The following is a 20781-nucleotide window of genomic DNA, read 5'->3' on the forward strand; positions in this document are numbered from 1 at the left end:
GCGCGTCATTGAAGCTTGCCACAGCACTGCTTGTACTTCTTGCCAGAGCCGCAGGTGCACGGGTCGTTACGCCCGACCTTCGGCGCTTCGCGCCGCTGCGGGGCGGCTTCGCTACCGCCGTCCAGGCGTGAAGCCGGGGCCTCGGCGCCGCCTGAGTCCGCGGCGCGCTGGGCCTCGGAGGCGGCTGCCTTTTCGCGCGCGGCGTCTTCACGGCGCTTCTGCTCGAGAGCGTCTACCTCTTCGGGCTGACGCACCTGCACGTGGCTCAGGATACGCGTCACGTCTTCCTTGATGTTGATCAGAAGCTGCTGGAAAAGCTCGAAGGCTTCGCGCTTGTACTCCTGCTTGGGGTTTTTCTGCGCGTAGCCGCGCAGGTGAATACCCCGGCGCAGGTGATCCATCGATTGCAGGTGCTCTTTCCAGCGGGTATCGAGGACCTGGAGCATGACCTGCTTCTCGAAGCGCTGGATCAGCGCCTGACCGGCGGCGGCGATCTTGGCGTCATACGCTTCGCGGTGCATGGTCTGCAGGCGCTCTCTGAGCTTCTCTTCGCTGAAGCGATCGTCCTCGGCAGCCCACTGGGTGACCGGCGCGTCGAGGTTGAACTCGGTTTTCAGGTGCGCTTCGAGCCCGGGAAGATCCCACTGTTCGGCCAGGCTTTGGGGCGGTACGTAGTCGCTGATGGTGCTCTCCATCACCTCTTCACGAATGCCTATCACCGCCTCGGATACCTCATTGGCGGCCAGCACGTCATTGCGCTGCTCGTAGATTACCCGGCGCTGATCGTTGGCGACGTCGTCGTACTCCAGAAGCTGCTTACGAATGTCGAAGTTGCGTCCTTCGACCTTCTTCTGCGCCCGCTCGACGGCGTTCGACACCATCTTGTGCTCGATCGCCTCACCGCGCTCGAGTCCCAGTGCCTGCATCAGGCGCTTGACCCGGTCGGAGCCGAACAAACGCATGAGACTATCTTCCAGTGACAGGAAGAAGCGCGTGGAGCCCGGGTCGCCCTGACGACCGGCGCGGCCGCGAAGCTGGTTGTCGATGCGCCGCGACTCGTGGCGCTCGGAGCCGATCACGTGCAGCCCGCCCGCCTCGAGCACCGCATCGTGGCGCTGTTGCCAGTCGGCCTTGAGCGCGGCGATCTGCCCCTCGTCAGGGTTGTCGAGCTTGGCGACATCCGCTTCCCAGTTGCCGCCGAGCATGATGTCGGTACCGCGTCCGGCCATGTTGGTGGCGATGGTGACGGCCCCAGGACGACCGGCCTGAGCGATGATCTCGGCCTCGCTCTGGTGCTGCTTGGCATTGAGTACGTTGAACTGCATGCCGGCGTTTCGCATCAGCTGGGCCAGGTACTCGGAGGTCTCGATCGAAGCGGTACCCACCAGCACCGGGCGACCCGCTTCGGTCACCTTTTGGACGTCCTTGATGATCGCTTCGAACTTCTCTTCGCCGCTGAGATAGACCAGGTCGTTCAAGTCCTTGCGCGCGAGCGGCCGGTTGGTCGGGATGACCACCACGTCGAGGCCATAGATCTGACGGAACTCGAAGGCTTCGGTATCGGCGGTGCCGGTCATGCCGGCGAGCTTCTCGTAGAGACGGAAGTAGTTCTGAAAGGTCGTGGAGGCAAGCGTCTGACTCTCGCGCTGCACGGTCACGCCCTCTTTCGCTTCCACGGCCTGGTGCAAGCCTTCGGACCAGCGACGGCCCGGCATGCTGCGCCCGGTGTGCTCGTCGACGATCACCACCTGGCCTTCGACGACGATGTAGTCCACGTCACGCTGGTAGAGATTGCGCGCGCGCAGCGCCGAGTGCATGTGCTGGAGAAGATTCAGGTTCTGGGCGGCGTAGAGCGAGTCGTGTTCGCCCAGCAGGCCCTGGGAGCGCATCATCTCCTCGACCTTGTTGTGGCCCTGCTCGGTAAGCTCGACCTGCTTTTGCTTCTCATCGAGCACGAAGTCGCCGCTGACCGGCGTTTCGTCGTCCTCGCTCACTTCGCCACGCTCGAGGTGCTGCGCCAGGCCGTTGACCACGTTGTAGAGCTCGGTGTTCTCGTCCACCGCGCCGGAGATGATCAAGGGCGTGCGCGCCTCATCGATCAGGATGGAGTCGACCTCATCGACAATGGCGAAGTGCAGGTCGCGCTGCACCTTCTCTTCCAGCGAGAACGCCATGTTGTCGCGCAGGTAGTCGAAACCGAACTCGTTGTTGGTGCCGTAGGTGATATCGCACTTGTAGGCGTGACGCTTCTCTTCACCGGTCTGGCCCGAGAAGATGACGCCCACGGTCAATCCGAGAAATTCGTAGAGCGGGCGCATCCACTCGGCGTCACGCCGGGCCAGGTAGTCGTTGACCGTGACCACGTGCACGCCCTTGGCGGGCAGCGCGTTGAGATAGACCGCCAGCGTCGCCACCAGCGTCTTGCCCTCGCCGGTTTTCATTTCCGCAATGCGCCCGCGGTGAAGCGTCATGCCACCGACCATCTGAACATCGAAGTGGCGCATGCCCATGACGCGCTTACTCGCCTCGCGCACGACCGCAAAGGCGTGGGGCAACAGCTTGTCCAGCGATTCGCCGGACTCCAGGCGCGTACGTAGCTCGCCGGTCTGCGCCTGTAGCGCGGCGTCGTCCAGCGCCTCGATCTCGGCTTCGAGCTTGTTGACGTCCTGCACGCTTTTCGTCATGCGTTTCACGTCGCGGTCGTTCTTGGAGCCAATGGCCTTGCGCAATAATGTGTTAATCATGAAGTTTCCAAATCATTTCAAGCGCACCAGCGGAGCACCCTTAAAAAAGCTGTTTCAAGCGAAACGGTAAAGACGGAAGTGATGCTGGGCGGCGGGCGGGCCGCGCGGAATCAATACGTCGCGGGCGGCGACCCGGGGCAAGGCCAGGCGAGAGGCGATCAAACGACGCTTTTCTACGCGCGTGGTGATTTTTTTGACACGACGCAATAGGGAGCGAACTCGACGCCGACGGGCCAAACGCTGCGACTGAACCCGCAGAATGGCAGGCACCCAAAGACAGATCGTCGCCGCGCGCTCGCTTGACTTGACGGCGGATAGCGGTGATAGCGACACCGGTAGCAGGCAACTGACCAGAAGCCCCGCCAGCCACCAGCGCGCAAGCCCGCTGCGGCGAGTGCGCCGCAGGGCTATCCGGGGGCTAGGCGCGGACATGGATGACATGCTGGGTGTCGACTCCCTGGCGTGTTAGGCTCTTTCGATAACGCCCCGGCCGCTCGCAACTGGCGGCCCGAAAGCGCACGGATCCGGTTTTCTGGAATTAAGCGTATGAGTATAAAGGTTAAGCGTTCCCGCGCACAGCCCATCGGCCAGGTGCTTAAAAGCTCTTCCGACATTAGCAACTTGATGCGTCAGTCGCGGCTGATCGATCAGGCCCAGCGCCACCTGCGCGCCCACCTGCCCGAAGAGATGCGTGAGCACATTTTTGTTGGCGGCTTCAGCGACGCCCGTCTGACCCTGATCAGCGGCCAGGCGAGCTGGCTTGCCTGGCTTAGATTCGAGCAGCACCGACTTTTACAGCTGCTGCACCAGCTGCCCGGGTTCGAAGCCGTTACCGGCTTTCACTTCAAGGTACGTCCGGTTCGCCCGATCGTCGCGCCGCCACGCAATACCCGGGCGCTTTCGCAAAAAGCGAGTGAAACGCTCACCCAGTGCGCCGAAGATACTCAGGACAGCCGCCTAAGAGGGGCGCTCGAGCGCCTGGCTTCCCACGCTGCACGCAAGAACCCATCTTCCTGAACGCATAAAGCACCGCCAAGCGGTGCTTTATAAATGGGGGAGCCGATGGCGTTTTCAACCGCGCCCCGCTTTAAAACGCCAACCCTCATACTTCAGGGCTCAGCGTCTGGTCTGAAGAATCAGGCCATGGCCGGCGCGGCGTAGGAGATCGGCGCCACGTCCTTTTCGTCTTCGAACGTGACGACTTCATAAGCTTCGGGGCGAGCGAGCAGCTCGCGACAAAGCTGGTTGTTCAGCGCGTGACCGGATTTAACGCCGCGGAACTCGCCGATCAGGCTAAAGCCCAGCTGGTAGAGATCGCCGATCGCGTCCAGCACCTTGTGCTTGACGAACTCGTCCTCGTAGCGCAAACCGCCCTCATTCACGATGCGGTAGTCATCGACCACGATGGCGTTATCGAGGCTTCCGCCGAGCGCCAGGTTATTGGAGCGCAAAAACTCCAGGTCGCGCATGAAGCCAAAGGTACGCGCCCGCGATACTTCCTTGACGAAGGAGGTCGTTGAGAAGTCGATCAGCGCGTCCTGGTGCTGCTGCTCGAACACCGGGTGATCGAAATCGATGGAGAACGACACCTTGAACCCCTGATGGGGCAAAAATACCGCTTCCTTGTCGCCATCCCGAACCGCGATCCGCTCCTTGATGCGGATGAACTTCTTGGCGGCGTCCTGCTCGAGAATGCCAGCGGACTGAATCAAAAATACGAAAGGGCTGGCACTGCCGTCCATGATCGGAATTTCGGCGGCGCTCACATCGACGTAGGCGTTATCGATACCGAGACCGGCAAACGCCGACATCAAATGCTCGACGGTCGCGACCTTGACGCCGTTTTGCGAAAGCGCGGTGCATAGACGGGTGTCCTCGACCAGCTCGGCGCGAGCGGGCACGTGTACCACGGGGTCCAGATCGGTTCGAACGAATACGATACCGGTGTTCGCGGGGGCCGGGCGCAGCGCCAGATGGACTTTTTTACCCGAGTGCAGACCCACTCCGGTAGCGCGAATCACGTTTTGTAATGTACGTTGTCTGATCATGGGCGTGGTAAAACTCTGATAACGGGGTCTTCGTCAAGAAACCGACGCCGACCGTAAAAAGGGAAGTTATCGAACAGTGTTTACTTTAACAGCAAACGAGCGTTTTAACCAATATTTCTCGGTTAAAACGCTCGCCCGCTGGGGTAAAACCGACGGTCGTTTAAATCAGTCCGCTTGGCGGCGCAAAAACGCGGGGATGTCCAGATAGTCGTCAGATTCGGCCGAACGACGCTTCTCGGCGCGCGGCTTGGGTGAAGACTCCTGCGCTTCGGCGCGAGCCGCGGACTGCTGGCGTGTCACCGTCGGCTGCTGCATCTTGCGGTAGTCGGCAGGCTCGGAGGTGGCGCGGCGAGCCGGCTCGCGGGCGGCCTGTTTGGGTTTGGTGCCATCGAGGCCAGCAGCGACCACGGTCACGCGCAGCTCATCGGACATTTCCATGTCGATGGAGGTTCCCACCACGATGGTCGCTTCCTGAGAAGCGAACTCCTGAACCGTCGCACCGACGTCGTTGAACTCGCCAATCGACAGATCCGGGCCCGCGGTGATGTTGACCAGAATGCCGCGAGCGCCGTGCAGGTCGATATCCTCGAGCAGCGGACTGCGAATCGCCTTTTCAGCGGCTTCGCGAGCGCGGTTCTCACCGGTGGCCCCGCCGGTACCCATCATCGCCATGCCCATTTCGGACATGACCGTGCGCACGTCGGCGAAATCGACGTTGATGATACCGGGGCTGGTGATCAGCTCGGCGATGCCCTGAACGGCGCCGAGCAGCACGTCGTTGGCCGCACTAAAGGCGGTCAATAGCGTAGCGTTCTTGCCCAGTACCGATAGAAGCTTCTCGTTGGGAATGGTGATCAGCGAGTCGACGTGCTCGGAAAGCTCCTTCATGCCCTCTTCCGCGGCGCGCATACGCTTGGGGCCTTCAAACGGGAAGGGGCGCGTGACCACCGCCACCGTTAGAATCCCCAGCTCCTTGGCGACCTGAGCCACCACAGGCGCACCGCCGGTACCGGTACCACCGCCCATGCCGGCGGTGATGAACACCATATCGGCACCTTCCAGAAGCTCCGCGATCCGCTCGCGATCTTCCATGGCGGCCTGGCGCCCGACTTCCGGGTTCGCACCGGCGCCCAGGCCCTTGGTGATCTCGCCGCCCAGCTGCAATACCGTTTTGGCGGAAACGCGCTTGAGCGCCTGCGCGTCGGTGTTGGCGCAGATGAACTCGACGCCTTCGATGTTGCTTTCCACCATGTGGTTGACGGCGTTACCACCGCCGCCGCCCACACCCACTACCTTGATGACCGCACTGCTCGAGGGTGCGTTATCTACCAATTCGAACATAAGCCCCGTCTCCTGAACCGCGCTTGCGGCCCTGTCAGAAATTTCCTTTGAACCAGCCTTTGATTTTCGCTAGCGCCGAATGATCGTCCCTGCTATCACGCTGGACGTGCTCACCGCGCCCCTTATGGGGTGCGTTGGCCCGCCCATGGCTCTCAAGACCCTGTCCGTGGCGGGACTCCTGCAGTGCATAGTGCAAAAGCCCGACGCCTGTCGCATAGATGGGATTGCGAACCACGTCCGCAAGCCCCCGCACGTTCTGCGGGCAGGCGATACGTACCGGCATGTGGAAAATCTCCTCTGCCAGCTCGCTCACCCCTTCCATGCGCGATGTGCCGCCGGTCAACACGACCCCGGCGGCCACCATGTCTTCGTAGCCACTACGGCGTAATTCATCGCGTACCAGTGTAAAGAGCTCTTCGTAGCGCGGCTCGACCACCTCGGCCAGTGCCTGGCGCGAAAGATCGCGCGACGCTCGATCGCCTACACTAGGCACCTTGATCATTTCATCGCTTGCGGCCAGCTGGGTCAGCGCGCAAGCGTACTTGACCTTGATCTCTTCGGCGTGCTGCGTCGGCGTTCGAAGCGCCATCGCAATATCGTTGGTGACCTGGTCACCCGCGATGGGAATGACCGCCGTATGGCGAATCGCGCCTTCACTGAAGATGGCCATATCGGTCGTTCCCCCACCGATATCCACCATGCAAACACCCAACTCGCGCTCGTCTTCGGTCAGTACCGCCATGCTGGAGGCCAACTGCTCCAAAATGATGGCGTCGACTTCCAGCCCGCAGCGGCGCACGCACTTTTCGATATTCTGCACCGCGTTCAAGGCCGCGGTGACCAGGTGCACCTGCGCCTCCAGGCGCACACCAGACATGCCCAGCGGCTCGCGAATACCGCCCTGGGCATCGATGGAGAATTCCTGGGGCAGCACGTGTAACACCCGCTGCCCCTCAGAAATGGCCCGGGCGCGGGCCGAGTCGATAACACGATCAATGTCAGAAGGAGTGACTTCGCGTTCCTTGATCGCGACGACGCCATCTGAATTCATCGAGCTAATATGACTGCCGGCGACGCCGACGTAGACCGAATGGATATCGCAGCCAGCCATGAGCTCGGCTTCTTCGACCGCACGCTGAATCGACTGAACCGTCGATTCGATATTGATCACGACGCCGCGCTTCATTCCCCGTGAAGGGTGAGAACCTATACCCGCAATTTCGATGCCGCCATCGTCGGTGGGTTGACCGACGATCGCGACGACCTTGGACGTTCCGATGTCCAGCCCGACAACCATATTGGATGCGTTGGGTGAGCCTGCCATGAGTCGGGTTATCTCCTTATAGTAATCTTTTAACCGATAAACGATCGATGGTCGGCAACCGCTTATCTACCAATGAACATCAACATGGATCGGATGAAGCGAGCAGGGGCGTCGGCCTGATCCGTTAAATCCAAAAAGCGCCGCGTTTATGCACGCCTTGTTACAAACAAATCGTCATCACTATCACGGCTTTTCTCTAAAATGCACTGTACATCGACGCCAACACATGTTTATTTATACATGCTTTTATAAAAAGCGGGCTTGAACGCATCCCCCGTTAAAGCCGCCCTGATTCGATCATCTATCGCCTTGAATCGCTTGACTGTCCAAAACGCGCTAGAAGAGACGGTCGAAAGCCATCATATAGAAACGCCCACCATTATACGACTGCTCCCGCCCACGATAATGGGCTTGGCGAAGAATTTAAACCCCAGTGATGGCTTTTCCTTGTTGGCAAACGCTCACTTTTAAGTAAACGTCGACCGCGGTTAATGACGAGGGAGTCATTACTCTTCGCTATCGTCGAATTCGGTTTCGCCGTGCCAGGCGACCGCTACGCCATTGGGATAGCGCAAATCAATATAGCGAATCTGGTCACCCTGACGCGAAAGCTCGCGCTGCCAGGAGGCGGTAAGCCGCGCCAGGCGCGTGCCGTGTTCGCGCCGCCCGAGCATCACCCACGCGCCGTTATCAAGCTGTAGCCGCCAGGCCCCGCGCGGCTCGAGACGAAGCTGAGATAACGACAGTGACAATGTCGCGAAGTGATTCGTCAGGCGCTGATAGTAGTCGAGCACTTCCTCGCTGCTACCCACCGGCCCCGCGAGGTCAGGAAGGTTCGGCGGTACCGCGAGCGGCGCGAACGCGAAGGGCTCGCCTTCCGGGTTAAGCAGGAAATCGTCGTTCCAGCGTGCAATAGGCTGCTGCTCGACGAGCTCGAACACCAGCGCGTTGGGCCACTCCCGCGAAATACGCACCTCGAAAAGCCAGCCGATGGTGAGCGCGCGTTCACGCAGCTCACCAAGATCCGCCGATAACCAGGTAGCGTTTTGCACCAGTGGCGCCAACTGGGTGCGCAGGTAGTCGGCGCTGACGTACTCCCACTCACCGCGAATCGAGACGCGCTCGATGGGACGGTCGAGCCAGAGCCACAGCGCCCTGCCCCCGCCACCGAGCAGCAACGCGAGCAGAACAACTCCAAGCCAGGCGTTACGCTTTTTCATAAGGTCCTATCACCGGGATTGCTCACCGGACGACGGCGGTCTGGAGAATGTTGACGACCAGCTCATCGAAGCCAATGCCGGCGTGAGCCGCCGCCTGGGGCACGAGGCTGTGGTCGGTCATGCCGGGCACGGTGTTGACCTCGATGAGCCAGAACGCGCCGTCCTTATCGCGCATCACATCGATGCGCCCCCAGCCACGGCCGCCCATGGCGCGAAACGCTTTTTGACACAGCGCCGCCAACGCCTGCTCGCCCTCCTCGCTCAGCCCGCAGGGCAAATGATAAAGCGTGGTGTTCGAGTGGTACTTCGCTTCGTAGTCGTAAAACCCGCCCGGGACCTCTACACGAATGGCGGGCAGCGCTTGATCGCCCAGAATCGCGACGGTGTACTCCTCACCGGCGATGAAGCGCTCGGCCATCACCTGGGCGTCAAAGCGAGCCGCTTCCGTGTAGGCGGCTTTTAGCTCGGCCTCGCTTTTGACGATGCTGATTCCCAGCGTCGAGCCCTCATGCACGGGCTTGACGATCATGGGCAGACCCAGCGTGTCGACGACCGCCGACCAGTCGGCGGCGTCACTTAGCGTGATGCTCTCCGGCGTCGGCAGGCCCTGGGCGCGCCATACCTGCTTGGTGCGCTCCTTGTCCATACCGAGCGCCGAGGCGAGCACGCCACTGCCGGTGTACGGAATGTTCAAAAGCTCCAGCGCCCCTTGCAAGGTGCCGTCCTCGCCACCGCGCCCGTGAAGCGCGATGAACACCTTTGAGGGCGCCAGCGCCTCGAGCCCGGCGAGTCCGCCCTCACGCGGGTCGTACCCCTGGGCGTTGATGCCCTGACGCTTGAGCGCCTCCAGGATCGCCGCGCCACTTTTCAGCGACACTTCGCGCTCGCCGGACGTGCCGCCCAGCACCACCACCACGTTCTCAGCCGCGCTGCCCGCTGCCGTTACGCTCATAGCTCAACCTCATCCAACGCAAGCCCGGCCTTCGCCAGCGCCAGCGAAATACCGCCGACGTCCCCGGCGCCCTGGGTAATCAAAATGTCGTCCGGGCGAAGCACCCGTTTCAAAAGCGCTGCAAGCTCGTGCTTGTGCTCGACGAACAGCGGGTCGACCTCGCCACGCTGGCGAATGGAGCCGGCAAGCGTACGCCCTTCCGCACCAGGAATCACTGCCTCCCCGGCGCTGTAAACGTCCAGAAGCACCAGCGTATCGACCTGGGAGAGCACGCGCACGAAGTCCTCGAACAAGTCGCGTGTGCGGCTATAGCGATGAGGTTGGTACAGCATCACCAGCCGCCGTTTGGGCCAGCCCGCGCGCACCGCCTGAATCACCATATCGACTTCTCGCGGGTGATGGCCGTAGTCGTCCACCAGCATGACCTCGCCGGTCTGATTCGGCGCGGGAAAGTGACCGTGTACCTGAAAGCGCCGCCCCACCCCGGCGAAGCTTGCCAGGCCCGCAAGAATCGCCTCGTCGCTGACGCCAGCGTCGGTGGCCACCACGATTGCGGCCATGGCGTTTTGCGCATTGTGGCGCCCAGGCATCGCCAGGCGCACGTCAAGCGGGGCGGCGCCGTCGGGCCTTTGCGCGGTGAAGCTCACCTCGCCCTCGCGCTGGCTGAAATCGGTAATACGGTAGTCCGCTTCTTCGTTGAAGCCGTAGGTCACGAACTGGCGCTTCACCTGTTCACACAGGCCCTTGACGTGGGCATCGTCAGTGCAGAGCACGGCAAGGCCATAAAACGGCAGATTGTGCAGAAACTCGATAAATGTGGTCTTGAGCCGCTCGAAGTCGTTGCCGTAGGTCGCCATGTGGTCGGCGTCGATATTGGTGACGATCGACACCATCGGCTGAAGGTGCAAGAACGACGCGTCGGACTCGTCCGCCTCCGCCACCAGGTAGTCGCCTTCGCCAAGGCGCGCGTTGGCCCCGGCGCTGGTGAGCTTGCCGCCGATCACGAAGGTCGGGTCGAGCCCGCCCTCGGCCAAAAGCGTTGCGGTCAGGCTCGTCGTCGTGGTCTTGCCGTGGGTACCGGCCACCGCGATGCCGTGGCGAAAGCGCATCAGCTCGGCGAGCATTTCGGCGCGGCGCACCACCGGCACCCGATGCTCGTGGGCCCAGCGGATTTCCGGGTTGGTCTCGTCGATGGCACTCGACACCACCACGACGTCGGCGCCCTGAACATTGAGCTCGGCGTGGCCGATGAAGACCTCGACCCCACAGCTGCGTAGGCGATCAATAACAGGCGATACGCGCATGTCGCTGCCGCTGACCACATAGCCCTGATTGGCGAGCACTTCGGCGATACCGCACATGCCCGCCCCGCCAATGCCGACGAAGTGTAGACGCTTGATGCGCCGCATACCGGGGCCGCTGGGACGCACGCTGTGCGATGGCTTATCGGTTGTCAAATCGGTCACGCCGAATCTCCTTGCTTCACTAACGAAAGGCATCCTGCCGTCAAACGCTCCAAAGCGTCCAGATGCGCCGCTTGGCGCGCGCAAGCGGCCATCTCGACCAGGGTGTCACGGGTCAATAGCTCGTCCAAAAGCGCGGTCAGCCGCTCCGGGGTCAGCTCACTTTGCACCACGCAGCGCGCCGCACCCGCCTCGACGAGCACTTCGGCGTTGACGCGCTGATGATCGTCCACGGCGAAGGGAAACGGCACTAACAGCGCCGGTTTGGCCGCGGCGGCGAGCTCCGCTACGGTCAAGGCGCCGGCGCGGCAGACGACCAGATCTGCCCAGTCGTAGGCCGCCGCCATATCGTCGATGAACGCCTCGACCCGCGCCGGCACTCCAAGCGTTTGGTAGCTCTCGCGCGTCGCCGCGTCGCGCTCCTGCCCCGCCTGGTGCCACACCTCGGGGCGATCGCCTTCGCCGAGTGCGGCCAGCGCTACCGGCAGGCGCTCGTTGAGTGCGACGGCGCCGAGCGAGCCCCCCACCACCAGCATTCTGAGCGGGCGCGCGCTGAGCTCGACATCGGTGCGCGGCGTTTCGCCCAGTGCGGCGATGTCACTACGTACCGGGTTGCCGATCACCTCGGCTCGGGGGCCGAAGGCGTTGCCGAAGGCGGCATAGGTCTTGTTGGCCAGCCGTGATAATACGCGATTGGTCAGCCCCGCCACGGCGTTTTGCTCGTGGATCACCAGCGGTACGCCACAGAGCTTGGCCGCAAGCCCCCCTGGGCCACTGGCAAAGCCGCCCAGGCCCACGACGACGTCCGGCTTGAAGCGTTTGATGACGCGGCGGGCATCCAGCACGGCGCGGCTCAAGTTGAAAGGCGCCTTGAGCCAGCCCGCCGCCCCGTTGCCGCGAAGCCCGCTGATCGCCACGGTATTGAGCGGGATGCCCGCCTCCGGCACCAGGCGGTTTTCGATACCACGAGGGCTGCCCAGCCACTCCACGTCCACGTGCTGGGCCATGAGCGCCCGGGCCAGCGACAGCGCGGGAATGACGTGGCCGCCGGTCCCGCCGGCCATGATTAACATGCGTCGACGTGCGTTCGTCGTCACAAACGACTCCTTACTCAAGATAAACGCGGCTCGAAGCGAGATTTATAAGGGGTAGAGGCGCGCCGCGGGCGGTGACGGGTTTCCGCATCCACGCGCAGCAAAAGCCCGATCATCATACCGGTGACCAGAAGGCTCGAGCCGCCGTAGCTAATCAGCGGAAGCGTCAGCCCCTTGGTGGGCAAAAGCCCTGAACTCACCGCCATGTTGATGAACGCCTGGGCGGCGATGATGAAGCCGATGCCGTAGCTCACATAGGCGCCGAAAAGGTGGCCGGCAAGCTCGGCCTTTCGGCCAATGAGCATGGCACGGGTAACGAACAGGGTGAACAGCGCCACCACGCAGACCGCGCCGATCATACCGAGCTCCTCGGCGATGACCGCGAAGATGAAGTCGGTGTGCGCCTCGGGCAGGTAATGGAGTTTTTGCACGCTGTTGCCAAGGCCGGTGCCGGAAATGTGACCGCGACCGAAGGCGATCAGCGCCTGGGTCAACTGGTAGCCGGTGGCGAACTGATCCGCCCAGGGGTCGAGAAAGCTCGTCCAGCGCGCCAAGCGGTAGGGTTCCATCACGACCATCATCACCGCGCCGAAGGCGAGCACGCCGCCGCTGCCGATCAACAGCACCATCGAGGCGCCGCTCATCATCAGCATCCCGATCACGCAAACGGTGTAGACCACCATGCCGCCGAAGTCCGGCGCCAAAAAGAGCAGCCCCGCGGGTACGGCAAGCACCGCGATCGGCCGCCACATGCTGAACGCGCGAGTGCGAAGCTCATACGTGAAGCGCGACATGAACGCCGCCATGTAAAAGATCAGCCCCACCTTGCCAAGCTCAGAGATCTGCAGACTCGGCAAGGGGCCGGGCAGCGAAATCCAGCGCTTGCTGCCGTTGACTTCCTGGCCCACCAGCAACACCAGAACGAGCATGAAAATGCTGGCCATCAGGATCAGCGAGGCGTTCTGGCGCCAGGCCTCCAGCGGTACGCAGAGCATGAACAGACACGCCGACCCCGAGACCAACAGGAAAAGGGCGTGCTGGCGCGAATAGTAGAAGCTGTTTTCCAAAAGCCCAACGGAGGCGGAGCTGACCATGATCCAGCCAAGCCCGGCAAGGGTGACCACGGCCACGATCAGCCATACGTCGCAGGGTAGATTTTTCGTACTGATCGCCTTCAAGAAGCGCTGGCGCCGGGTCATGCGTTCACCTCACTGCGTTGTCGTAACACCCACTGGCGAAACGCCTCACCGCGCGCCTCATAGTTGGCGAACTGATCCAAACTCGCGCAGGCCGGTGACAGCAGCACACAGTCGCCGGGCCTGGCCACCTCGAGCGCGGCTTCCAGCGCCTGCTCAAGCGTCTCTACTTCGCGAACCGCTACCGTCGGGGTCAGGGCGATTTTAAGACGCTGGGCATCAGCGCCGAACACCAGCACCTGGCGGGCGTAGCGCGCCAGGGGAGCGGCTAGCGGCGTGAAATCCGCGCCCTTGCCGACGCCGCCGGCCAGCAGCACCAGCCGGCCTTCGAGCGTGGCGCCGATCCCTTCGATGGCGGCAAGCGTGGCGCCGACGTTGGTGCCCTTGGAGTCGTTAACGAAGCGCACCCCGTTCAAGGTGTCGACCACTTCGCTACGATGCGGCAAGCCCTTGAACGTTTCGAGCACCGTACGCATCGCCGCGCGGGAAAATCCCAGCGCCTCGCCAAGCGCCAGCGCCGCCAGCGCGTTCATATAGTTGTGCCGTCCGGCCATGCCGAGCGCATCAACACGCATCACGCGATCAGCGCCTCTGGCGAGCCACTGTTGGCCCTCGAAGGTGACAAGCCCCCACTCTTCTTGACCCGGGGCGTGGCCGGTAAAGCGCACGACCGGCACGGCGGTGTCATCAGGCCAGGTAAGCGGGTCGTCGGCGTTGACGACGGCAAGTCCTGCATGGATGAAAATACGCGCCTTCGCCTGGCGGTAGCGCTCGAGGGTGGCGTGACGATCGAGATGATCTTCGCTCAGGTTTAAAAACGCCACCGCCGCCGCGCCCAAACGCGGCGTGGTTTCGAGCTGAAAACTCGAAAGCTCGAGAATGTAAAGCTCGGCATCGGGATGGGCTTCCAGCAGATCGAGCGCCGCAGTGCCCAGATTGCCCCCCACCGCGGCGGCCACGTTGGACGCATGCGCCATCTCGCCCAGCAGCGTCGTCACGGTGGATTTGGCATTGGCGCCAGTAATGGCGGCAACCGGTGCTTTTACCGCTCGCTTGAACAGCGCGATTTCGCCGACAAGCCTGGGCTCGTTGGTCGCCGGGTTGTGCTCGTCCAGAAGCCCTTCCAGACCCGGTGTGAGCGGGTCGACCCCGGGGCTTATCACCACCTCGAAGGCGCGGCTGAAATCGACCGCGTCGAGCGGGCCGCAGTAGGTGGCAACGTCCGGGTACTCGGCCTTGAAGGCCTCGAGCCCGGGCGGCGCAGCGCGGGTATCGAGCATCGCAAAGGAGCGCCCCAGGCGCGTCAGGTGGCGGCAAATCGCCCGCCCCGACACGCCCAGGCCGATCACTGCGGTCACTCCCTCGGGAATATGCATGGGTTGGCTCCTTACGTTGCACCCCACCCGAGGCTAGCGCACCTTGAGGGTGGCAAGCCCCAACAGCACCAGCACCACGGTAATGATCCAGAAGCGCACGATCACGCGCGGCTCCGGCCAGCCCTTGAGCTCGTAGTGGTGATGAAGCGGCGCCATGCGGAAAATGCGCCGGCCGGTGAGCTTGAACGAGCCCACCTGCAGGATGACCGAGAGCGTTTCGACCACGAAGATCCCGCCCATGATGAACAGCACGATCTCCTGGCGCACGATCACCGCGACCACGCCCAGCGCAGCGCCCAGCGCAAGCGCCCCTACGTCGCCCATGAAAACTTGGGCGGGATAGGTGTTGAACCACAGAAAGCCAAGCCCGGCACCGGCGATGGTGGCGCAGAACACCGCGATTTCACCGGTGCCGAGAATGAAGGGAATATGCAGATAGTTGGCGAACACCGCGTTGCCGCTGGCATACGCAAACACCGCCAGCCCCATGGCGACGAGCACCGTCGGCATGATCGCCAAACCATCCAGGCCATCGGTCAGGTTGACCGCGTTGGAGCTGCCGACGATGACGAAATAGGTCAGCACGATATAGAAAAGCCCCAGCGGCAGCGCAAAATCCTTGACCAGCGGCAGTAACAGGCTGGTCTCGGCGGCGCTGGTGGCATTGAGATAGAGAATCAGGGCCGCGCCCAGGCCCACCACCGACTGCCAGAAATATTTCCAGCGCGCGGGCAAGCCCCGGGGATTTTTTTCCACGACCTTGCGGTAGTCATCGACCCAACCAATCGCGCCGAAGCCCAGCGTCACCGCCAGCACCACCCACACGTAGTAGTTGGTCAGATCGCCCCACACCAGCGTGCTGATGGCGATCGACATCAAAATCATGACCCCGCCCATGGTGGGCGTACCGGCCTTGGAGAGGTGCGACTGTGGACCATCGTCGCGCACCGCCTGGCCGATCTGGCCCTCGACGAGCCGGCGAATGACCCAGGGACCAAGCCACAGGCAGATCATCAGCGCGGTGATGGCGGCAAGAATGATGCGAAGCGTGAGGTAGTTGAAAACCTGAAAGGCGCTTTGGTATTGAGCTAAAAAGTTCGCCAGATGAAGTAACATGAACGGCGTTTACCCTGTTTCAACCGAGCAGCGCGGCGATGACGCGTTCCATGCCCGCACTGCGTGACCCTTTCACCAACAGCGTGGCGTTGGGCGGCAGCGTATTAATAAGATGACGCGCAAGCGTCTCGTGGTCGTCGAAGTGGTGCCCGCGACCAAAGGCATCGCTCGCTGCACGCGCGGCGTCGCCGCAGGTCAGCAGCGTATCGACCCCCAGCGCTCGCGCAAAGCGGCCAACCTCAATGTGAAGCGCCTCGCTTTCTTCGCCAAGCTCGCCCATCGCCCCCATGGCAAACCAGTGTGGGCCGGGAAAGCGCATGAGCGTCTCGAGTGCGACCTTCATCGCCCCCGGGTTGGCGTTGTAGGTGTCGTCCAGAAGAGTCGTGCCGCTTGGCCCTCCCATGACACTAAGCCGCCCTTTCAGCGGCGCAAAAGCGCACAGCGCCTCGACGACGCGTTTGGGTGCCACTCCCACGGCAAGCGCGGCGGCGGCGGCGGCCAGGGCATTGCTGACGTTGTGCTTGCCGGCAAGCTTGAGCTGCACCTCGCCAAGCGAAGCACCGTTTTGAACAAGCGTGAAAGCATACCGCCCTTGCGAGTCGCAGGAAAGAGCCCGGGCGCAGACATCCGCCTCAGCCTCGACGGCGTAGCTCACCACCGGCCCAGGAGCGAGCGCCGCCCAGGTCAAGAAGTAGTGATCCTCGGCGTTAAGCACGGCAATACCCGCGGGCGAGAGCCCGAGCAGAATTTCGCTTTTGGCTTGGGCGATCTGCCCCAGGCCGCCAAATTCGCCGACGTGCGCGCCGGTCACGTTGGTGATGATGGCAACCTCCGGCGCGGCGAGCCGGCTGGTCCAGGCGATCTCACCCAGATGATTGGCGCCGAGTTCCACCACCGCTGCCCGATGCTCGGGGGCCAGGCGCAGAAGCGTCAGCGGCGCGCCAAAGTCGTTGTTCAGATTGCCCTGGGTTGCCAGCACCGGGCCGAGCGGAGCAAGCAGCGCTGCCGTCATCTCCTTGACCGTGGTCTTGCCGCTGTTGCCAGTGACGGCCACCAGAGGATGGGCAAATTGCTGGCGCTGCGCGCGACCCAAAAGCCCCAGCGCCAGGCGCGTGTCGGCGCAGACGATCTGGGGCAGCGCGCTCTCGATGGGTGTCTCGACCAGCGCCGCCGCGGCGCCCTGCTCCAGCGCTTGCGCCAGAAAGTCATGGCCGTCGAAACGCTCGCCTCTGAGCGCTACGAAAAGCGCGCCAGGAATGACTTGGCGCGTATCGGTAGTGACGCCCGAAAACGAGCACGCCGGAAAGTCATCGGCAAGCGTGACGTTGAGCGCCTTGGCGACTCGCTGTGAGCTCCACTGCATCAGCGCACGCCTCGAGCGGCCAGCGCCTTTTGCACCTCGAGATCGTCGCGGTAAGCATGACGCACGCCGTCGATCTCCTGGTAAGGCTCGTGCCCTTTACCGGCGATCAAAACGACATCCTGGGGGCTGGCCTGGGCGACCACCTCCGCAATGGCGGCGCGACGATCGCCCACCTCGCGAAACGAGGCGTTCTCGCTAAAGCCTTCGATGATCATCCGGCGGATGACGTCGGCGGGCTCGCCGCGCGGATTGTCATCGGTGATGACGCAGTGATCGGCGAGAGATTCAGCGACGCGCGCCATTTCCGCGCGCTTGCCGGTATCGCGCTCGCCGCCGCAGCCAAAGACGCACCAGAGCTTGCCGGCATCGCCCAGGTGCTCACCAAGCGCGCCGAGGGCGGCGCCGAGGGCATCCGGGGTATGGGCGTAGTCGATGACCACGCTCGGGGCGCCCTGCTCCTTGAGCAGCGCCATGCGACCGGGCACCGGCGCAAGCCGGCCGGCGGCGTCGAACAGCGCCTCCAGCGGCTCGCCCAAACCATAGAGCGTGGCGATGGCGAGCAGCACGTTGTCGAGGTTGAATCGCCCCATCAGGCCAAGCTCGAGCGTCTTTTCGCCGTCCGGCGTAGCAATCAGGGCGTTCTGCCCCAGCGCGTGGGGATGCCAGCCCACGACGCGCAGCGTGCAGGCCTGATCTTCACCCACCGCCAGCACGCGCACGCCTTTTTCAAGCCCGGCCAGCATGAGCCGGGTCAGCGGGTCTGCGGCGTTGACCACGGCGAGAGTAATCTCGGAGCGACGAAAAAGTTTGGCCTTGGACGCCGCGTAGGCGGCCATGCTGCCGTGATAATCCAGATGATCGCGGCTCAGGTTGGTGAACACGCCGACGCTGATCGGACAGCCGTCGAGGCGCCCCTGATCGAGCGCGTGGGACGACGCCTCCAGCGCCACGCGCCGGGCGCCGCTTTGGGCAAGCTTTGATAGCGCGTGCTGGAGCGCCAGCGGCCCCGGGGTGGTGAGGCCGCTATCGCTCAAACGGTCGAGCCGACCGGTGCCGAGCGTACCGATCACCCCCGCTGGTGTGTTCAGCTGTTCGCTGAGTGCGGCAATGTAGTGGGTCACCGAGCTTTTGCCGTTGGTGCCGGTCACGCCAATGAGGTCGAGCCCGCCGGGTACGGCAAAGAGCGCTCGACCAAACTCACCCAGCCGGCGCGACAGATGCGGAAGATGCAGCACCTGGCCTTCCAGATGCACGCTCGGGCCATCGGCCTGGGCGAGTACCAGCGCCGCGCCCTGCTCGAGCGCTGCGTCGATAAACTCGCGGCCATCCCGGGCGCTGCCGGGCACCGCGACGAATACGTCGCCGCTTTTGATCGCGCGGGAGTCGCTGGTGATGCAAAACTCATCGGCAAGCGCCGGCAGCGCCGATGGCAGCTGCTGAGGCGGCCATCCTTTGGTCAACGCCTCCCAAAGGCGGGCGGGGCTGGACGTCATCTTGTCTCCTTTACGCTATTGCACTTCGTAATCGGGCGGCACGTCGAGCAGGCGCAAGGCGTTACCGGTGACGCTGGAGAAAACCGGCGCGGCGACCGCGCCGCCATAGAACTGCCCGGCCCGCGGATGATCGATCATCACTACCGTGACGATGCGCGGGTCGGAAATTGGCGCAATGCCGGCGAACACACTGCGGTAAGCGTTTTCGGCATAGCCCTGCTGGCCGGTCTTGCGCACCGTGCCGGTCTTGCCGCCGACCCGATACCCTTCGACCCGGGCACGGCGCCCGCCGGAATCAGGCCCGACGGAGCTTTCCAGAATGTCGAGCAGATCGTTGGCAACGCTTGGCTGAATCGCCGGAATGCCCTGGGGCGGCTCGGAGAGGCGCAGAATCGAAGGCGGCATGCGCACGCCGTCGTTGGCAAGCGCGGTATAGGCGCTGGCGAGCTGCACCGCCGAGGCCGACAGCCCGTACCCGTAGGAGAGCGCGGCGCGCTCGCTGCGCGACCAGCGCACCGGCGCCGGCAGGCTGCCCGTGGACTCGCCGGGAAAGCCGGTGCCCGGGCTCTGGCCAAAGCCAAGCTGGTTATATTTTTCCCAGATCGCGGTGTCGTCGAGCTGGAGCGCGAGCTTCGACATCCCGATGTTGGAAGATTTTTCCAGAATGCCGGCCAGAGTGAGCTTGCCGTGGTTGCTGACGTCGCGAATGGTGAAGCGGTCGATACGCATCCAGCCAGGGGAGGTGTCGATCACCACGTCACGATCCACCACGCCACTCTCCAGCACCGCCGCCATGGCCAAAGGCTTCATGACCGAGCCGGGTTCGAACACGTCGACCAGCGCCTGGTTGCGTAGCCCACGGGGGTCGAGCCCGGCGCGGTTGTTGGGGTTGTAGGACGGCAGGTTGGCCATCGCCAGCACTTCGCCGGTGCGCACGTCCATGGTCACCAGCACGCCGCCGTCGGCTTCGTTCTCCGCCACTGCCGCGCGCAGTTCGCGATAGGCCATGTACTGGATGCGCTGGTCGATGGAGAGGGTCAGCTCGCCGCCGGGCTGAGCGTCGCTGATCACACCAAGCTCGCGCACCAGCCGTCCGCGCCGGTCGTTGAGCACGCGGCGCTGGCCCGGGTGGCCAGCCAAAAAGGGCTGGTAAGCAAGCTCGAGGCCTTCCTGGCCCACATCGTCGACGTTGGTCACGCCCAGAAGCTGGGCGGCGACTTCGCCGGCCGGATAGTAGCGCTTGTACTCGCGCTGCTGATACACGCCGGGGGTGCGCAGATCGAGAATACGCTGGGCCGCCTCCGGCGTCATCTGGCGGCGAAGATACATGAACTCGCGGCTATCGTAACGCTCGACGCGCGCCTCGAAATCATCAAGGCTCATCCCCAGTGCCTGGGCGAGCATGACGCGCTGAATGCCATCCGATGGCAGCTCCTGAGGGTTGGCCCAAAGTGTCACCACGGGCGTCGAGATCGCCAGCGGCTCGCCGTTTCGATCGGTGATCATGCCGCGGTGGGAGGGGATCACTTCGTGGCGCAGCGTGCGCGCATCGCCCTGGCTTTGCAAAAAGGGCCGATCAATGACCTGTAAAAGCGTGATGCGCCCGACCAGCACGCAGGCGGCCAGCGCCACCAGAATCAAAATGAACAGAAAGCGCCCGCCCGCCAGCGGCGGCGCTACGGGGTGCTGTCGGGACGAGCCTCCCCGGCGGCGTTGATTCATGGCCGAATCACCTCGACATCGTCTACATCGGGAATGCGCATTTCAAGACGCTCGGTGGCGATCTGCTCGACCCGGGCCGGCGTCGACCAGGCGCCCTCTTCGAGCAGCAGCTGGCCCCACTCGGTTTGCAGCTGGTTCTTCTCCTGCTCCAGACGCTGGAGCTGGGCGAACTGGGTACGCGTCATGTGGGTGGTCACCACCACGGCCAGGGCGGTCAGCAGACAGGCCAGAAACAGCGCGGCAATGATCAGCGGCCACGCGCGCAGGCGCAGCTTGAACGGCCATTCGCTGCGCATGACAGACCACCAGTAATCGATTCGATCCAGCAT

Annotated in this window: 17 protein-coding genes; 1 reads left to right on the forward strand and 16 read right to left on the reverse strand. The window is 63.3% G+C overall.

All coding sequences use genetic code 11. The annotated features are described in order from the left end of the window. Window positions 1-5: 5 nt before the first annotated feature. Both secA and OCT39_RS09730 read right to left on the reverse strand, forming a co-directional pair. Window positions 6-2744, reverse strand: a complete 2739-nt coding sequence (gene secA / locus OCT39_RS09725) for a preprotein translocase subunit SecA (RefSeq protein ID WP_263584276.1) — start codon at window positions 2742-2744, stop codon at window positions 6-8. 54 nt (window positions 2745-2798) lie between these two features. Then, window positions 2799-3185, reverse strand: a complete 387-nt coding sequence (locus OCT39_RS09730) for a hypothetical protein (protein ID WP_263584277.1) — start codon at window positions 3183-3185, stop codon at window positions 2799-2801. Between the two features lie 105 nt (window positions 3186-3290). Here OCT39_RS09730 and OCT39_RS09735 point away from each other — a divergent pair, with 105 nt between their 5' ends. Continuing rightward, window positions 3291-3761, forward strand: a complete 471-nt coding sequence (locus OCT39_RS09735; RefSeq protein WP_263584278.1) for a DUF721 domain-containing protein — start codon at window positions 3291-3293, stop codon at window positions 3759-3761. Window positions 3762-3880: 119 nt separating this feature from the next. Here OCT39_RS09735 and lpxC read toward each other — a convergent pair whose 3' ends face one another. The 14 genes from lpxC to ftsL all read right to left on the reverse strand — a co-directional run bounded on the left by lpxC (window position 3881) and on the right by ftsL (window position 20781). Continuing rightward, a complete protein-coding gene (lpxC, locus tag OCT39_RS09740) occupies window positions 3881-4792 on the reverse strand; it encodes a UDP-3-O-acyl-N-acetylglucosamine deacetylase (RefSeq protein ID WP_263584279.1) in 912 nt (303 codons plus the stop codon). A 165-nt stretch (window positions 4793-4957) separates the two neighbouring features. Then, window positions 4958-6133, reverse strand: coding sequence for a cell division protein FtsZ (gene ftsZ / locus OCT39_RS09745; RefSeq protein WP_263584280.1), 1176 nt, complete (start codon window positions 6131-6133; stop codon window positions 4958-4960). 34 nt (window positions 6134-6167) lie between these two features. Beyond that, window positions 6168-7457 carry a cell division protein FtsA gene (gene ftsA, locus OCT39_RS09750; protein WP_263584281.1) on the reverse strand — a complete coding sequence of 430 codons (1290 nt, stop codon included), beginning with the start codon at window positions 7455-7457 and terminating at the stop codon, window positions 6168-6170. Window positions 7458-7963: 506 nt separating this feature from the next. Then, complete coding sequence (locus tag OCT39_RS09755; protein WP_263584282.1) at window positions 7964-8677, reverse strand: cell division protein FtsQ/DivIB; 714 nt, start codon at window positions 8675-8677, stop codon at window positions 7964-7966. Window positions 8678-8699: 22 nt separating this feature from the next. Beyond that, on the reverse strand, window positions 8700-9629 hold the full coding sequence (locus OCT39_RS09760) for a D-alanine--D-alanine ligase (protein ID WP_263584283.1): 930 nt from the start codon (window positions 9627-9629) through the stop codon (window positions 8700-8702). Beyond that, window positions 9626-11038, reverse strand: coding sequence for a UDP-N-acetylmuramate--L-alanine ligase (murC, locus tag OCT39_RS09765; protein WP_263587323.1), 1413 nt, complete (start codon window positions 11036-11038; stop codon window positions 9626-9628). Before murC ends, OCT39_RS09760 begins: the two co-directional genes overlap by 4 nt. A 53-nt stretch (window positions 11039-11091) precedes the next feature. After that, window positions 11092-12189 carry an undecaprenyldiphospho-muramoylpentapeptide beta-N-acetylglucosaminyltransferase gene (murG, locus tag OCT39_RS09770; RefSeq protein ID WP_263584284.1) on the reverse strand — a complete coding sequence of 366 codons (1098 nt, stop codon included), beginning with the start codon at window positions 12187-12189 and terminating at the stop codon, window positions 11092-11094. Between the two features lie 14 nt (window positions 12190-12203). Next, entirely contained in the window at window positions 12204-13385 is a 1182-nt protein-coding gene (gene ftsW, locus OCT39_RS09775) for a putative lipid II flippase FtsW (protein WP_263584285.1), read from the reverse strand. Continuing rightward, the gene (gene murD, locus OCT39_RS09780; RefSeq protein WP_263584286.1) at window positions 13382-14758 is read right to left on the reverse strand and encodes a UDP-N-acetylmuramoyl-L-alanine--D-glutamate ligase; all 1377 of its coding nucleotides are present in this window, start codon (window positions 14756-14758) and stop codon (window positions 13382-13384) included. The genes ftsW and murD overlap by 4 nt, the downstream gene beginning before the upstream one ends. A gap of 33 nt (window positions 14759-14791) precedes the next feature. Next, complete coding sequence (gene mraY / locus OCT39_RS09785; protein ID WP_263584287.1) at window positions 14792-15874, reverse strand: phospho-N-acetylmuramoyl-pentapeptide-transferase; 1083 nt, start codon at window positions 15872-15874, stop codon at window positions 14792-14794. Between the two features lie 19 nt (window positions 15875-15893). Next, complete coding sequence (locus tag OCT39_RS09790; protein ID WP_263584288.1) at window positions 15894-17237, reverse strand: UDP-N-acetylmuramoyl-tripeptide--D-alanyl-D-alanine ligase; 1344 nt, start codon at window positions 17235-17237, stop codon at window positions 15894-15896. Next, window positions 17237-18730 (reverse strand): UDP-N-acetylmuramoyl-L-alanyl-D-glutamate--2,6-diaminopimelate ligase, encoded by a 1494-nt coding sequence (locus OCT39_RS09795; protein WP_263584289.1) that lies wholly within the window; start codon window positions 18728-18730, stop codon window positions 17237-17239. Before OCT39_RS09795 ends, OCT39_RS09790 begins: the two co-directional genes overlap by 1 nt. A 15-nt stretch (window positions 18731-18745) precedes the next feature. Continuing rightward, window positions 18746-20452 carry a peptidoglycan D,D-transpeptidase FtsI family protein gene (locus OCT39_RS09800; protein WP_263584290.1) on the reverse strand — a complete coding sequence of 569 codons (1707 nt, stop codon included), beginning with the start codon at window positions 20450-20452 and terminating at the stop codon, window positions 18746-18748. Beyond that, window positions 20449-20781 (reverse strand): cell division protein FtsL, encoded by a 333-nt coding sequence (gene ftsL, locus OCT39_RS09805; protein ID WP_263584291.1) that lies wholly within the window; start codon window positions 20779-20781, stop codon window positions 20449-20451. The genes OCT39_RS09800 and ftsL overlap by 4 nt, the downstream gene beginning before the upstream one ends.

This window comes from Halomonas sp. GD1P12 (assembly GCF_025725645.1).
Taxonomy (GTDB): Bacteria; Pseudomonadota; Gammaproteobacteria; order Pseudomonadales; family Halomonadaceae; genus Vreelandella.